A 15,188-nucleotide genomic window follows, 5' to 3' on the forward strand; every position below is an offset into this window, starting at 1 on the left:
TGGAATGGTCTATTTGCTTGCTCAATCAGCCGTAGGGCTTGAGGATCTATTCATTTGTTCATTTCTTCGGGAGGAAACGGTGTCTTCTCCCCTGTGTTTGCTCCTGCCCGTCACACGGAGGACCGTTATGACAATCAAGAGAACCAGCCAGCCGAGGCCGCCGGCCGCTTCCATGGTATGGGGGATCTCCTGAATCGGAGCCCCGTAGATGCCCCGCGTATGGTACAGCAGATTATCCCAGAGGGACCCTGCCAGTCCGATCATCAGCAGAATGCACCCCGCCACCCATCCTCCCCTGCGGCTGCCGGACGATCTACTCGCCATACGGAAGCATGCGAAGAGCGATAGGAGCAGTCCCGCTGCGGAGATGCCATGCGGGTAAGGAATGCCTTCGTCGGAGGGAAACCCGTAGGCTTGATGCCAGAGCGTATCGGCCGTTGTACCGGTGAGCAGGAGTGCCAGTCCGAGCCAGGCCCAAGTCATATCATTACTGCACCTCTCTCCTAATTCTTGACAACAACTTATCAGCAAAAGTTGAACTAAATGTGAACACATGACTGATTTTGCAATTTCTTAACTAATCCCCTGCCAGAGCCTATGGTAAGATATAAAGGGGTTTCATCCAGGAACTATGTAGAATGAGAGGGAATGTTTGCCATGTGCTTGGTCCTGCTCTTATTGAACAACCCGGCAACCAGACGTACCATGAAGGCTTTACTGGAAAAGGAAGGCCACAAGGCTGTTGAACGCGGTTCCCTGGAAGAAGCGGTGGAAATGGCAGGAGTGTACAGGGGCGCCCCGATTGATCTCATCCTGGTCGACATCCGTCTGCTGAGCGTCGAAAGCAACTGTGAAGATCTCCGGGGGATCGGCGAAATCCCGATTATGGTTACCGGCAGCGGGGACGATATGATTCAGGGCTTCCTGCTCGGAGCCGACGATTTCGTGGCCGAGCCGGTGGCACCCGCCGAATTTCTGCTCCGCATGCGGGCCGTACTCCGCCGGTATCAGAAGACGGCCTCCGATACCCTGGTCTTCGCGAATGTGGTGTTGAACCGAAAGAACCAGGAAGTGCGCATTGACAACAAAAGCGTCATTCTACCCCAAAAGGAATTCGAGCTGCTGTTCAAGCTGGCCCGTCATCCGAAGCAAACCCTGACGCGGATCCAGCTCATCGAACAGATCTGGGGCCCCGAATATGAAGGGGATTACAGAACGGTCGACGTTCATATCAAACGACTCAGATACCGCTTCTCCGGCGTGACGGACAGCTTCCGGATCGTCACACAGTGGGGCAACGGATACAAACTCGAGATCGACAGCAGCCTTCAGCGCAAGACCAAGATTTGACCTCCGTCCGCAGGCAGCTCTGTTCTTCCCATTGTTCATCCTTCCCAGGCCCTTCTCCCCGCCGCCCATGACTTGACCCATGACGACCCGAAAAACCGTCACCCCGTCCGAAATCCGGAGCCTTATCCCACCCCTCTGCAAGGAAGTAAAATATTCCCATATGGAATGTTTTCCGGAAGGTGGAGAGTAGGGAATGAATCAGGAGTTCTGGAAGGGACGCAAGGTCTGGCTCACCGGGCATACGGGGTTTAAAGGAACATGGCTCAGCATCTGGCTGCATGCCATGGGAGCGGAGGTCACCGGCTTCTCTCTGGAGCCGCCCACGGACCCTAGCCTGTTCCGTCTGAGCGGGATGGCCGGACGGATGAACAGCATCTTCGGTGATGTGCGCGATGGAGTGCAGCTGCGCTGCGCTATGGAGAAAGCGCTTCCCGAAGTCGTCCTGCATCTGGCTGCCCAGCCTCTTGTCAGGGAATCGTATCGCCGTCCGCAAGACACGTATGCCACCAACGTGATGGGCACCGTGAATGTGCTCGAAGCGGTCCGCTCCCTGCATGCCGCCGGGCATAACGTGAGCTCCGTCGTGATGGTTACGACCGACAAGGTCTACGAAAACCGGGAATGGCTGTGGGGCTACCGGGAGGACGAGCCGCTCGGCGGGTACGATCCTTACTCGAGCAGCAAAGCCTGCGCGGAGCTGGTCACCGCCGCCTACCGCAGCTCCTACTTCCCGCCCGAGCGTTATGCGGAGCATGGAGTCGCCATCGCCACCGCCCGGGCGGGCAATGTCATCGGCGGCGGCGACTGGGCGGCCGACCGGCTGCTTCCCGACTGCTTCCGCGCACTGGAGCGGGGCGTGGAGATCGTCATCCGCCGCCCCGGCGCCACGCGGCCGTGGCAGCATGTGCTGGAGCCGCTGGCCGGCTATCTCCGCCTCGCTGAACTGCTCCGCTACCGGGGTGCGGCCTATGCCGAGGCCTGGAACTTCGGCCCCCGGGAGGAAGACGCGCGTACCGTGGAGTCGATCGTGCGGCAGGTGTGCCGGCAGTGGGGCGAAGGCGCCGGCTACCGCGTGGAGGAGGACCTCTCGCTGCATGAGCATCATCTGCTGCGCCTAGACTGCTCCAAGGCCTGGAGCCGCCTGGGCCTGCGCCCGCGGTGGAACGCCGAAGAATCGGTCGCAGCCGTGCTGGACTGGGTGCAGGCTTACCGCGGAGGCGCAGACCCTTACGAGCTTTGCCTGCGGCAGATTAAGGCGTATGAGGGAGTCCGCCCGCTCTCTATGACTTAAAGCGCAGACATCCGGCCCACAGCAAGCGGTAAGAAGGACCGGAGCCGCAGCAAAAAACCGCCGGGAGCTTAGTCCTGACGGTTCTTTGCTGCGCGGTGCGAGGCGGTATCCAGCTCCGCCGCCAAGGTCCGCAGCATACCGGAGAGCCGGAGCATCCGCTCTCCTCCCCTCTCCAGCAGGGGCTTCCACTGCTCCTTCTGCAGCTTGAGGCCGATCTTGTACAGCTGCAGGAGATACTTCCTCCAGTTCAGTTCCTCCTCCTCCAAATCTCGAATCCATTCCTTCCCCGTCTCCGCGAACGCTTCGGGATGCTCGCAGACGAGCCCCTTCAGATAGAGCAGCATATGCATGACGCCTCCGATCCGCAGGCTGTAGTACACTTCCCTGCACGTTTGGGCGAACTCCGCGTCCGGCAGCTCAGCAGCTTCCCGCAGCACTTCGAAGAAACGGAGATAGGCTGCTTCGCCCGAATACCTGAGGGCTTCGTCCGGTGCCGACGCCGGGATCGGTACCGGCGCCTCCAGGTATTCCCTGATCCGTGAGGCCGCCAGCCTCAGGCTGCCCTCCCGATCGGAAGGTCTGCGGCCAGCGGTGGCCAGGGCACCTGCGGCTGAACGGGCAGAATCCTCTCCCGCAGCCGTCTCCCTTCCGGCTCGGGGAAGGACCGTCTCGCTTCGCCCGGCGGACGGGGGCCTCCCGGCAAAGCCGGCCCCGTAAATCCCGCCCAGCAGCCGGCGGAGCGGGACCGGCCCCTGGTAGGTCAGCGCCTGACCGGACATGTCGAGCAGGAACGAGTCGCCGATATAGGCGGTGTCCGCCGCACGGTCCAGCCCGTAAAGGCAGATGACATGCGGCCGGCTCGGATGGTCCCGGTACACTTCGTGACAGCAATCCAGACATCCGCTGTGGACGAAGAGGAGTACGGGCTCGCCGCGCACGAGAGCCTCCTCCACCGCCGGCAGAAGCCGCGCTTCCTGCAGCTCTTCCGGCTCGAAGGTATAGGTGAGCGGCCCGTCCCCATGCTTCGCCAGCTCCTCCATCATGGCCTCTCCGGGGCGCCCGATCCGGTAAGGCTGTGCGCTGCTGTGCTCGACGAGCATGCCGCCGCAGCGAAAATACAGCTCCGTTTCGGTTACCGTTTGGCCCAAGGCTTCGCAGATGGTGCGCACGCTGGCGAAGAGACAATGCTTCCCCGGCTGCAGCTCCGGCATGGGCGCCGTTAGAGTCTTCATGAACCCGCCCACCCTTCAGTCCGAGACATAGCGGTTGACCAGAGCTTCCAGCCGGGCCAGTGTGCACACATTTTCGATGAGCAGCTCCTCTTCGGGGACCGTAATTCCGTAGTGCTCCTCCAGTGCAATGATCAGCTCGATGGCTGTAATGGAGCTGAGGTTATGGCTGCGCAGGTCCGTCTCGGGCCTAAGAGCCATCTGCACTTCTAAGGGCAGGCCCAAGGCGGCGCCGGCTAACTGCTGCAGCTCGGTAAGTTGTGCCGTTGTCATCGTCATTCTCCTTCCAGTTGTATGCGGTTCAGCAATGACTCGAGTCCGGACTCCAGCCCGGACAGGCGCTCCCTCGACGCTGCGGCGATCAGGACGAAGACCCGCCCTATGCAGCGGCCGCTCCCGCCTTCCGCCGCTTGGGGAAGCGTGCCGGACGTATAGACCAGAACCCCTTCCCCGCTGTCCGGCCGGTAGATCAGTCCCTCCGGCTCAAGCCGCGCTTTCAGAGCCGGATAGGTCAGCGGCGTCCGGGTTACAAGACGGAAATACCGGGATACGAGCGCGGCTGCAGGTGCAAGCACATCCGTTACGAAGCTCAGGTACGTTGAGAGGGTGAAGCGTCCGTTGACCTCGATCAGCGGGATCAGCGTCCCGTCCGCCGCCCGGATCGCATCCACCCCCGCCATCCCTTGGTAGCCGAGCGAGTACAGCGCTTTGCCGATCCGCTGCCCGGATTCCCGGAAGGGAGCCGGGAGATCAGCTCCCCGGTCCGCCTCGAGATGAGATCCCCGGTAGACGGTCCCCTCCAGCAGCTGTCCCTTCAGTGAGAACACTTCAATCTCCCCGTCCTCCCGGATGAACAGCTGGTAGTTGTAATCCCCGCTCTTCTCGATCCATTCTTCCAGAATCCAGCTCGTCTCGGACCCCCGGCGGCCAAAGCGCATGAGCCGCTTCACGAGTCCCCTCATCCGCTCCGGGCTCTCCACCAGATGCAGCCCCCTGCCCGAAGCCGAATACGGGTCCTTGACAATGAACCTGGCGCCCGGCGAGTAGAGCTCCTCATATGCCTGCAGCAGCTCCGCCGCCGAACGGCAGACTGTCCCCCTGCAGACGGGCAGACCGAGCATCTGCGCCATGGCCCGGTTCGCCGCCTTGTTGTTGATGCCCGCGGCGGCCCGGGAGGAGGGACCGATGATCCGCAGTCCCGTCCTCACCGCAATCTCCTCTTCCCGCTCCGTCACAGCATACGGGAGGAAGTACACATCCGGCCCGGCCAGCGCAGCCAGCTCCCGGAGCAGCTCTTCATCCTTCAGGACCAGTTCGGCAATCGGGGTGTAAGGGTCCGCCCCCGCAGGACACAGGATGCGCGGAATCTCGAAGCCGAGCGCCTCGAGGTCCGTCAGGAACTCCGCGTCAGGCATGTCGCGGAGGAGGAGCACATCCTGCCGGCGGCACAGCAGCAGGTTCATCTCCTCCATCCGGTTGACCGCGCGGTCCTCCTCCCGGTCCGTGATACCGCCGGTCACCGGGTGCCAGATCTGCTCCGCTCCGATATTGCAGAGCCACACCAGGGTATCCCGCCGCCGGTCCGCCGTCATCGCCCCGACAAAGGACCATCCCTCTCCGGGGGCCGCATCAATCCAGCGGCAGCTGTCCTCGGATAACGTCATGCACCCGCCCCCTTTCTCTCAGCACATACTCGCCGCCATCATGAAGCAGCACCTCAGCCGGCAGCGCATGGCTCAGGAACAGGACGGGGCTGTGCGTCAGGCCGTAGGCGCCCGATTTGTCCACACAGATCACGTCTCCAACAGCTGCGGCCGGCAGCTCCACTTTCTGCCCGAGCACATCCGTCGCCGTACAAAGCGGTCCCGTCACGGTTACCGGCTCGGAGGGTCCGCTGCGGCCCAGCACCCGCATCGGGAAGTTGTGGCGGATGTACCGGCCGAGGAACGCCGACGAGGCATGCTGGTTCGAGCCGCCGTCGCACACCAGATAGGTGCTGCCCTTGCTCACTTTGCGGTACAGCACCTTCGTGAGGAATACCCCGGCTTCCGCGAGCAGGAACCGTCCGCTCTCCACCGCGATCCGCGTGCCCCGGAGCCTGCCGGCATACCGCAACCACAGCTCTGCGATGCCTGCGCGCAGCCGGTCCAGCTCGAGCGCCGCTTCATGGGCAAAGTACGGCACGCCCCAGCCGCCGCCGATATCCAGGAACTGAAGCGGAGTTCCGGAGCCCTCCGCATACCGGAGCGCGAGCTCGAAGGTATCCTCAAGCTGGGCCAGCAGCGCGTCCGCCGACAGAATCTGGGTGCCGAAATAGACGTGGAACCCGATGAGCCGGACGCTCTGCAGCCGGGGCAGCTCGGCCAGCACCCCGGACAGCTCCTCCTCGTCGATCCCGAACTGGGAGGAGACGCCGCTCATCCGGATGCCCGCCGTCTTCTGCTCGAGGTTCGGGTTAACGCGGATGGCTATATCCGCCACGCGTCCCCTGGCAGCCGCAATCCGGTCGATCCGGCGGATTTCCTCCAAACTCTCTGCATTGATGGAGCAAATGCCGAGATCCACGGCCCACTCCAGCTCCTCCGCGGTCTTTCCGGGACTCGTGAACAGAATGTCCGCAGGCGGATATCCCGCCTCCAGAACGGCCGCCAGCTCGCCGGCCGAAGCCACCTCGACCCGGCAGCCTTCCCTTCGAAGAAGCTGGGCGATGCCGAGGAGCGGATTGCATTTCATCGAATAGTACACCTCCACCCCCGCCTCGGCCGGAAACAGGCTGCGGAGGGTCTCCAGCTGCCGGCGGATCACGGCACCGTCATAGACATACAGCGGCGTTCCGTACTTCTCCGACAGGCCGGCCAGACGGACTTCATCCAGGAGGCTGTCCACCGTCAGTTCCATCGCGCCGCCTCCCCGCCCGCCGCCACAGCAGCCGCAGACGCTTCCTCCACCACCCACGGCGGGGAGCCGCTGTCCCACAGCTCCTCCAGGTACCGTTTGTCCCTCAGGGTATCCATGCATTCCCAGAAGCCCCGGTGCTTATAGGCGGCGAGCTGTCCGTCCCGGGCCAGTCTGCCGAGCACCTCGCCTTCCAGCTCGGTGCGGTCGTCTTCCAGGTAATCCAGGACCCCCGGCTCGAACACGAAGAAGCCTCCGTTGATCCAGCTCTCTTCCGCCGGCTCCTTTTCCTTGAAGCCGGTCACCCGCTCGCCCTCGAACGTCAGGGTGCCGAACCGCCCCCTCGGCCGAACCGCCGTCACGGTGGCCAGCTTTCCCTGCGCATAGTGATAGTCGAGCAGGGCCCGGAGGTTCACGGAGCTGACCCCGTCGCCGTAGCTCATCAGGAACGTGCCGCCGCGCAGCCGGTCCCGCAGCCGGTACAGCCTTCCTCCGGTTGTCGTATGCAGACCGGTATCCCGCAGATGCACGGTCCAATCGCTGCCCCGGGACTCCGTCACCTGGACGTGTCCCTCGCCCAGCCGGACGGTAACGTCGCTCTGCAGATAAGGATAATTCAGAAAGAACTGCTTGATGCAGTCCCCTTTGTACCCGAGCGCCACATAAAATTCCTTCATGCCGTACCGGCTGTAATGTTCCATGATATGACAGAGAATCGGACGGCCGCCGATCTCCACAAGCGGCTTGGGCTTCAGGGCCGTCTCCTCGCTGAGCCGGGTGCCGAAGCCGCCGGCCAGCAGTACCACTGGGAGCATCAAATCATCTTCCTTTCTCTTAGGAGCTCGCGCTGGTGTAACCCCGGATCGCGATCCGCCAGAGGAGCCGGGTCATCAGCAGGAACAGCAGCGGAGCCGCACAGCCCCACACCCAGTAGACGGGAGTCATTCTCCCGAGGATATAGAGCGGCGACAGGTTGCTGATCAGAAAGACCGGCAGCAGGAACGTGCCTGCCCGCTGGATCGCGGTATGATAGATCGCCATCGGCATCTGGTTGAAGTCGAACAGCGCGTTCGATACCTCGTTGACCCCGCCCGTCTTGACCGTCCAGAAGGCCAGCAGCTGGGGCAGGAGAAATATCGCATAGGTCAGCATCACGCCGATGAGGATGAAGCCGATGAAGCCGGCCACATGGGCGGCCGTCACCGGAATGCCGCTCTGCCGCCAGCCGTACACGATCATGAGCACGCCCCCGATCAGATTCGGGATCGAATACCCGATATCGATGCTGCGCAGCGTGGCCATGAACTGCAGGGACACCGGACGGGTCATCATGATATCGAGCGAGCCGGTGCGGATATGCTCCGGCAGCTGGATGAAGTTGCCGTAGAAGAAGGTGGAGTACAGACCGGCCATCACGGTGTACACGCCGGTGAAGAGCAGGATCTGGTCCGGCGAGAAGCCGCGGATGTCCACCCCGATCCGGTAGATCACATAGACATAAGACAGCTTGATGCACAAGTAAGCGAGCTCGATCAGGATGCCGAAGACAAAATTAACCCGGTATTCCATCATCGAGATGACGCTGTTCTTGGCGAATAATCCGTAGATCCGTGCGTAACGGAGGCACTCCCTCCATACTGCGGTCATGACTCACCCTCCCACCGACTCGTATTTGCGGAGGCCAGTTCGCCACAGCAGCATGGACACCAGGGTCAGCACGAGGATCCAGAGCAGCTGCACCGAGACGCTCGCGAGCATGTCGCCGGAAGGAACCTTGCCGAGCAGAAGCTGCGCGGGAAAATAAACGATATACTTGAACGGCAGCAGGTTCAGCACCGCCCGCACCGAATCGCTGAACATATCGAGCGGGAACAGGCCCCCTCCCGCAATGTTCGCGAGCAGGCTGAAGGCCAGATAGATGCCCCACACCTCCTGGATCCAGAAGGCGGTCATGCTCAGCGAGAAGAAGATGAGAAAGTTGATGGCGACCGACAGGATCAGTGCAGTGAGGCACACCAGGATCCGCATGGGCTCCGGCTGAATATCGCTCCGCAGCGCAAAGACGACGCCGGCCGTCAGCACGGCAATGACGAGATAGTGGATCGACTTCTCGCCGAGAAACGAGCAGAGGCGGAACAGAAAATAGTGGATCGGCTGCACGACGAACTTGCTCAGACGCCCGTCCTTGATGTCGCCTGCGATCTCATGCTCGAACCCCGCGGCGGCCAGCTTGCCGAACAGGGCGGCGAGAATCGAATAAGCGATAAGCTCACCGCGGGTATAGCCGAACACCGAAGGCCGGGCGGCGCTTTGGAAGACCGCGAGCCACAGGAACACCTGGACCACGATCGGAAAGATGCTGCTGAGCAGGCTGAGGGCGAAGTTCGCCCGGTATTCCAGCGCATTCTGCAGCCCCATGACGAAGGTCTTAGCATACTTGCCCGCCGCTCCGCTCATGAGGCCGCCTCCTTGGCATACAGCAGGGCGATGCCCTCCTCAATGGAGATTTCCTCAATCGTAAAGTCCAGCACCGGCAGATGCTCCAGCATCTCCTTCGAGCGTTCCTTGAGATCGCTCTTGTCGACCTCGAGCACCGCCTCCATCCCGCTGCACTCCCGCACACGGCCGAATCGCTCCAGCCGCCGGGGATCGACCGGCTCGCCCAGCTTGATCTTCATCAGCTTCTTCTGCCCGAGCTGGCGGTTGACTGCGGCCAGGCTGCCGTCATAGACGATCCGGCCGCTGTTCACGATGATCGTGCGCTTGCAGAGATCCTCGATATCATTCATATAGTGGCTCGTGAGGACGATGGTCGTGCGCTGCTGCTGGTTGTAATATTTCAGAAACTCGCGGATGCGGCGCTGGGACAGGATATCCAGACCGATCGTCGGTTCGTCCAGGAACAGCACCCGGGGCTGATGCAGCAGCGAAGCGATGAGCTCCAGCTTCATCCGCTCCCCGAGCGACAGGCGCCTCACCTGCACGCCCAGCAGCTCCTTCACGTCCAGCAGCTCGGCCAGCTCGTCTACCGTGCGGCGGAACTGCCCGTCCTCCACTTCATAGATGTGCTTGTTCAGATGCAGCGATTCATTGGCGGGCAGATCCCACCACAGCTGGCTTTTCTGGCCCATGACGATGGCGAACTGCTTCTTGAACGCCTTCCTCCGCTCCCACGGCACATGGCCGAGGATCGAAGCGCTGCCGGAGGTCGGGTACAGGATGCCCGTGAGCATCTTCAGGGTCGTCGTCTTGCCGGCGCCGTTCGGACCAAGGAAGCCGACGATCTCGCCTTCCGGGATCTCGAAGGAGATGCCTTTGACCGCTTCCTTGGTCAGCATTTCCCTGCGGAACAGGTTGCGAAGGGAGCTGGCGAGCCCCACTTCTTTCTTATAATATTGAAAGGACTTCGAGAGTCCTTCTACGATGATTCCCGGCATCTTCACCACTCCCAGTTAACCTCTAGCTGCGGGTAGCGAATCAGTGACGCCCCCCCCGCGGCTGCAGACCGATAAATCCGCTCCCCGGCCGCAATCCGGGCGGCAGTCGCATCAAGACTCACAGGCTCCCTCACTCCCTCAATCACATCGCTGAAGAAGAGCAGCTGGCCGGCGTAATAGCTCTGTTCCTCCCAAAACCGCTTCGACGTCTCCCCTGTTCTCCGTTCTTTGACCTTCAGTCCCATCCGGAAGCCGAGATTGGGCCGGAAGAAATCGTCCACAGCCACGACAGCCTCTTCGAAAATCAAAGTATGGCCCGCCTTGTAAGGCATCTCGAAGGAAGTGACGGCCGAAGCCTTCAGCCCGCCGGGATAGCGCAGCTCCGCCTCGAAGGTCCAATCGCATCCGTTCGGCCCTCCGAAGGAAGAACGGCCGGTGCAGGATTCTGCGTCCAGCCCCACAGCGGCCTGCAGGAACTGCAGCCAGTAGCAGCCGAGGTCCTGGAAGGCCCCGCCGCCCAGCTCCGGGAAGCTGCGGTAGCTCGTCTCGAAGCCCGCCCGGGGCAGATACGAGATCCTCGTCGCGATCTCCAGAAGCCGGCCGTACGTCCCCCCGTCGATCAGCTCCTTGACGGCCGCCTGCCACGGGTGGTGCTGCACCATGAGGCCTTCGAATACGTGCACCCCATGCTTCTGAACCGCATCCCGGATTGCGTTCATCTCGGCCGAATGCAGGCACAGCGGCTTCTCGACCAGCACATGCTTGCCTGCTTCCACCGCCTTGACCGTCCACTCCGCATGCAGGTGATTGCTCAGGAGGATATACACCCAGTCGATCTCACGGCAAGCCAGCAGCTCCTCATAGCTGTCGAACACGAGCGGGATGCCGTATTCGTCCGCCACCCGCTGTGCCTTGCTCCGTGTCCGGGAGGCGATCCCCAGTACCTGAAGGTGACCGATCTCCCTGACCGGCTCCAGCAGCACCCGGGGCAGAATAGACGCCGCTCCGATGACGCCGATCTGCTGTCTTTTTCTCATAGGGCAGGCCTCCGTATGTATCCGTCCATCTCAAATCCCGTGCAGGTACAGCACACTGCACTTCGAGCAGGCCGGGGTCAGGCCTTGCACATTGATGATCTCGCGGATGCGCTCGTAGTCCTGCGATTCCCAGATGTCCATCAGACTCCGCTCCTTGAGATTGCCCACAGTGAATTCGCTGAAGAACTTGCAGGCGGTCACATCCCCCGTCGGGCCTACATCCACCCTGGTGGAGAGAGCAAGACAGGTCGTGGCGCACCGGGAGGTCATCGCTTCTCCGCGGACGAACTGCTGGATCTCGTCATAATCGAGCCCCGGCTGGTAGCGGACCCGGATATTCCATACCCGCTCATTGATCCGCGTCAGCTCCCCCACCAGCTCATGGACCCGCTCCGCACTCATCTGGTATTTGAACGCATGCCAGGAGGCGATATGCTGCTCTTCCAGCTTCCGCAGCCAGCTGAATTTCTCGGCGAAGTAGCTGTCCATCTCGAGCGACGTTTCCTTGGAGATGTACCACGGGAAGCAGAGAATCACGAGATCGAGCTTCAGACTCTCAAAATACTCCAGCAGCTCGTAAAGCTTTGGGATCATGCTGTCGCTGATCATGGAGTGCACGGAGATTCTTCCTTTGTAGATCCCCTGCTCCCGCAGCTCCACGAGCCGTTCGATCTGTCTCATCGTCTTGTGGAACGTGCCCTTCCCCCGGATGAAGTCATGCTCGGCTTCGAGCCCTTCCACGGCCACAAGCAGCTCCAGGTGCGGGGAGATCTTGAGGATGCCGTCCATATACCGGTCCATAAGCAGGCCGTTCGTGCAGATCGTCATCTCCCGCGGGTCTTCGGCGAGGAGCTCGAGGATCCGGTCGAACTGCCGGTGGATCATCGGCTCCCCGCCCCAGAGATAGAGCCGGGACTGGGTTACATGGGTCTCGGCGAGAATCCGCTCGATCACTTCGATGTCGATGTCCTTGTTCTGTTCTTCCTTGTCCATATTCTGGTGATAACCGTCCTCGTTCCACTGGAAGCAGTGGGCGCAGCGCAGGTTGCACCGGTTCGTCAGCTTGATGCCGATCGATTCGGGGACCGGGGTCTTGTACAGCGGGTTCCTGGTTCTCTCGCGAAAAGGCACCGCCATCTTCTTCATCGTGCGCTTCATGAGCTCGAAGGACTCCTGATCGAGAGTCACACTGCTGCTTGGCTGCATAGCCGCTCACCTCACTTGGACTTAAGTTTCTGGTCGTTCATGCACAGCTGGTCGACATAGCTGCGGATTGTGCCTTCCCGGGTCCGCAGCGTTACATGCAGGCTCTCCAGCATAGAGAGGCTGTAATCCGAATCTTTCCATGCTTCATAAGAAATGCCGAATCCGTTCGCAATCCACAGCTCGGCATTCTTCGCCTCATGCGGTCCGAAGGGATCCAGGAAAACGACGGGTGTCGCCGAGGCCAGCGAATCGATCAGCGTCGCTCCCCCGGGCTTCGAGACAATCGCCTTGGACCCGCGGACAAGCTCATACAATCCGTGACGGCGGCCGGGTGAGGTGAAGACGGCCGGCTCCCCGGCCCGGACCTCGCCGAATCTTGGGAATGTATGCCGGGGCGGCTCCCCTTCCTTCCGCCACGCCTCCCAGCACGGGTCATTCATCCAGAAGCGGTGCTCCCCATGCCGCTCCGCTTCCTGCGCAGCGCCCGCGATGATATCGAGCGCGAAGCCCTTTCCCTCCAGCTCCATCCGTTTCCCGAGGTATGTGCCCATGCCCCATCCGCCGCCGTGGAGCACCAGGCGGTTCTCTCTCTCCGCATAAGGAACCGGAGGCTCCCCGGTCACGGGAAGACGGAAGAGGACCTCGAGGGCTGCGGCATCATACATACCGACCTCCCTGTAGCGGGATGCGTAATCGGGGACGTACTTGCGTACGCTTTTCCAGGAAGGGGATACTCCCGCATCCACGTAGAGCAGCTCCGCCTCGACCGGTTTCTCTCCCATCCGCTCCCGGTAGCGGTCCAGGAGATAGATCCAGTGGCCGGAGAGCACGACGAACCGTCTGCGGTCCTCCTCCTCCCACCGGGAGAACAGGGCCTCCGCCGCCTCCCAGTCAATCGAGGGCCGCACATCGGCGGGCAGCCGCTGGGCCACCAGCGCCACCGCGAAGTTCGCATGATACTCCCAGCGGCTCTCGGCTATCTTCTCCTGCTTCTCCTGCTTCAAATAACTTTCGAACACCACGGCTTCCGCGGCATGTCCGCGTGCTTCCAGCTGCCGGCACAAGAGCAGCGACGGGATATAAAATCCAAGGCCGAAGCCCGAGCCGAGTATGGTCCACTGCATGGACTGCCCCCCTTACCGAGTGAATTCGAGCGACAGCGATTCGAGCAGCCGAAACAGCCGCTCCGTATAGCCGCTGCCGTGCTCCCTGTCCCGCCCTGCGGAGCAAATGTACAGCCGGCCCTTGAACGGATGGTCCGCAGAACGGTTCACCGTCAGCGTATTCGCCGTCAGCGGAAGCACGCCTCCATCCCGGCCGGGACGGTACAGTACCCCTTCCCGGTCCATCACCGCCAGCAGGTCTTCGAAGACCAGACCCGGCGGCAGGGAAGGCAGCGTACAGGACCGCAGGTTGCCCTGAAGGCCGGCCTCCTGCAGGAATTGGTCCAGCCCATGCTTGATCAGGCTCATCGACTTGCGCGCATTGATCTCGACGAGCGGCGCCAGTTCCCCGTCCGCCAGCCCCATGGAGTCAATGCAGACGTGGCCGAAATAGCCGTCCCGGTGCAGCTCGCGGCCGATCGATTCCATCAACCCGAAGTACCTCCGCTCTTCGAGCTCCTCCAGGAAGAGCGGCTCCGGGGTATAGGACTCTTGATAAGCGAATTCACTGTTCGCCAGCCGCTGGACGGACAGAATCCGGACCGAACCCTCCTCGCCCACATGAAACTGGCAGGAGAAATCATACGCTTTGGGCAGCAGCGTCTCCAGCACGTACTCGGTGCGCTTCCCTTTGTTCTCCTGCCCGGCCGTATGGGCGGTGATGCGCTCCAGCATGCCTTCCGAGTCGATGAGCAGGTTGCCCTGCCCGGATACTCCGTAATTATCCTTGATCAGGAAGGGGCCTTCCGCAAGCAGAGCACGGCCGGCGGCCGCAAGCTCCCCGGAGCTGCGGACCGTCACCGCCGGGTTCCGGAGGCCCAGCCGGTCTCTCATCTCCGCCGAATACACCTTCGTATTGACACGGGTGATCACCTCCATCGGCGGCACAGGGCAATTCAGTCCGAGGACGCGCGCCGCCTCCTCCGTTCCGGGGATGACCGCGAAGGGCTCCAGCGTCCCCTCGCCCGGCAGCCACTCGGCCAAGTCGCTGCGAGGGAGCGCTGCCAAGAGCTCCGGCACGCTCAAGTGAGGGTTCGCCCCGTCTTCGTCCAGGGGAAGCCGGTTATGGCGGAAGGTGAAGCCGAGCTCGGCCAAATACTGCAGGTGGGCCGCATTCATCGGACGGCGCGTGAGGAGCGTGTCCCCCTCCCGGCAGAAGGGGAAGAGCAGCTCATCCATCGCCGAGACCATCCGCCGGCCGGCGGGGTCCGGGAGCCCCGGCAGCTTGACCAGTCCTTCCGGCCGCCAGAACTGCTCGGCCTCGAAGGAACCGCAGTGGACGCGGGGCAGGGCTGTACCTCTCTCCGGCCGCATCGTTATCTCCCGCTCTCGGCCGTCTCCGGCAGATGCTGCCGGATATATCCGCAGAAGGAGGCAATCGAATCCAAATGAGACAGATCGAAGGTATCAAAGTCGATTTCCACCCCGAATTCGTCCTCCACCCGCAGAATAAAATGGGTGATCAGCAGCGATTCCATGCCCGAATCCTTCAGAATGCTCGATTCCGGTGTCAGCCGGTCCGCAAGTGCGGGGTCTTTTTTCAGCTCGCCGATCAGCTCAATAATGCGTTGTTCCATGAT

At 61.9% G+C, this 15,188-nt stretch carries 16 protein-coding genes; 2 read left to right on the top strand and 14 right to left on the bottom strand.

Annotated elements, in window-relative coordinates:
* Positions 1 to 21 precede the first annotated feature (21 nt).
* On the bottom strand, positions 22 to 483 hold the full coding sequence (locus PM3016_RS22005) for a hypothetical protein (protein WP_013918748.1): 462 nt from the start codon (positions 481 to 483) through the stop codon (positions 22 to 24).
* Between the two features lie 291 nt (positions 484 to 774).
* Between PM3016_RS22005 and PM3016_RS22010 the strand changes: the two genes are divergently transcribed.
* Entirely contained in the window at positions 775 to 1,350 is a 576-nt protein-coding gene (locus PM3016_RS22010; RefSeq protein ID WP_236628525.1) for a response regulator transcription factor, read from the top strand.
* Positions 1,351 to 1,543: 193 nt separating this feature from the next.
* Positions 1,544 to 2,641 (top strand): CDP-glucose 4,6-dehydratase, encoded by a 1,098-nt coding sequence (rfbG, locus tag PM3016_RS22015; RefSeq protein WP_014370987.1) that lies wholly within the window; start codon positions 1,544 to 1,546, stop codon positions 2,639 to 2,641.
* Between the two features lie 68 nt (positions 2,642 to 2,709).
* Here rfbG and PM3016_RS22020 read toward each other — a convergent pair whose 3' ends face one another.
* Genes PM3016_RS22020 through PM3016_RS22080 form a run of 13 tightly spaced genes read right to left on the bottom strand, consistent with a single transcriptional unit; the run spans position 2,710 to position 15,185 of the window.
* A complete protein-coding gene (locus PM3016_RS22020; protein WP_014370988.1) occupies positions 2,710 to 3,873 on the bottom strand; it encodes a cysteine peptidase family C39 domain-containing protein in 1,164 nt (387 codons plus the stop codon).
* Between the two features lie 15 nt (positions 3,874 to 3,888).
* Positions 3,889 to 4,143 (bottom strand): acyl carrier protein, encoded by a 255-nt coding sequence (locus PM3016_RS22025; RefSeq protein WP_014370989.1) that lies wholly within the window; start codon positions 4,141 to 4,143, stop codon positions 3,889 to 3,891.
* A 2-nt stretch (positions 4,144 to 4,145) separates the two neighbouring features.
* Positions 4,146 to 5,534, bottom strand: a complete 1,389-nt coding sequence (locus PM3016_RS22030; RefSeq protein ID WP_014370990.1) for a peptide ligase PGM1-related protein — start codon at positions 5,532 to 5,534, stop codon at positions 4,146 to 4,148.
* Positions 5,500 to 6,768 carry a type III PLP-dependent enzyme gene (locus PM3016_RS22035; protein WP_014370991.1) on the bottom strand — a complete coding sequence of 423 codons (1,269 nt, stop codon included), beginning with the start codon at positions 6,766 to 6,768 and terminating at the stop codon, positions 5,500 to 5,502. The genes PM3016_RS22030 and PM3016_RS22035 overlap by 35 nt, the downstream gene beginning before the upstream one ends.
* A complete protein-coding gene (gene rfbF / locus PM3016_RS22040; protein WP_013918754.1) occupies positions 6,759 to 7,580 on the bottom strand; it encodes a glucose-1-phosphate cytidylyltransferase in 822 nt (273 codons plus the stop codon). The genes PM3016_RS22035 and rfbF overlap by 10 nt, the downstream gene beginning before the upstream one ends.
* Positions 7,581 to 7,599: 19 nt before the next feature.
* Positions 7,600 to 8,412, bottom strand: a complete 813-nt coding sequence (locus PM3016_RS22045) for an ABC transporter permease (protein WP_013918755.1) — start codon at positions 8,410 to 8,412, stop codon at positions 7,600 to 7,602.
* 3 nt (positions 8,413 to 8,415) lie between these two features.
* Positions 8,416 to 9,222 carry an ABC transporter permease gene (locus tag PM3016_RS22050; RefSeq protein ID WP_014370992.1) on the bottom strand — a complete coding sequence of 269 codons (807 nt, stop codon included), beginning with the start codon at positions 9,220 to 9,222 and terminating at the stop codon, positions 8,416 to 8,418.
* Entirely contained in the window at positions 9,219 to 10,202 is a 984-nt protein-coding gene (locus tag PM3016_RS22055; protein WP_014370993.1) for an ABC transporter ATP-binding protein, read from the bottom strand. Before PM3016_RS22055 ends, PM3016_RS22050 begins: the two co-directional genes overlap by 4 nt.
* 2 nt (positions 10,203 to 10,204) lie before the next feature.
* Positions 10,205 to 11,239 (bottom strand): Gfo/Idh/MocA family protein, encoded by a 1,035-nt coding sequence (locus PM3016_RS22060; RefSeq protein ID WP_014370994.1) that lies wholly within the window; start codon positions 11,237 to 11,239, stop codon positions 10,205 to 10,207.
* A gap of 30 nt (positions 11,240 to 11,269) precedes the next feature.
* On the bottom strand, positions 11,270 to 12,445 hold the full coding sequence (locus PM3016_RS22065) for a radical SAM protein (protein ID WP_014370995.1): 1,176 nt from the start codon (positions 12,443 to 12,445) through the stop codon (positions 11,270 to 11,272).
* A gap of 11 nt (positions 12,446 to 12,456) precedes the next feature.
* Entirely contained in the window at positions 12,457 to 13,569 is a 1,113-nt protein-coding gene (locus PM3016_RS22070) for a hypothetical protein (RefSeq protein WP_014370996.1), read from the bottom strand.
* Between the two features lie 12 nt (positions 13,570 to 13,581).
* Positions 13,582 to 14,922, bottom strand: coding sequence for a hypothetical protein (locus PM3016_RS22075; protein ID WP_014370997.1), 1,341 nt, complete (start codon positions 14,920 to 14,922; stop codon positions 13,582 to 13,584).
* Between the two features lie 2 nt (positions 14,923 to 14,924).
* On the bottom strand, positions 14,925 to 15,185 hold the full coding sequence (locus PM3016_RS22080; protein WP_014370998.1) for an acyl carrier protein: 261 nt from the start codon (positions 15,183 to 15,185) through the stop codon (positions 14,925 to 14,927).
* Positions 15,186 to 15,188 lie beyond the last annotated feature (3 nt).

The sequence above is a fragment of the Paenibacillus mucilaginosus 3016 genome (genome assembly GCF_000250655.1).
Taxonomy (GTDB): Bacteria; Bacillota; Bacilli; order Paenibacillales; family NBRC-103111; genus Paenibacillus_G; species Paenibacillus_G mucilaginosus.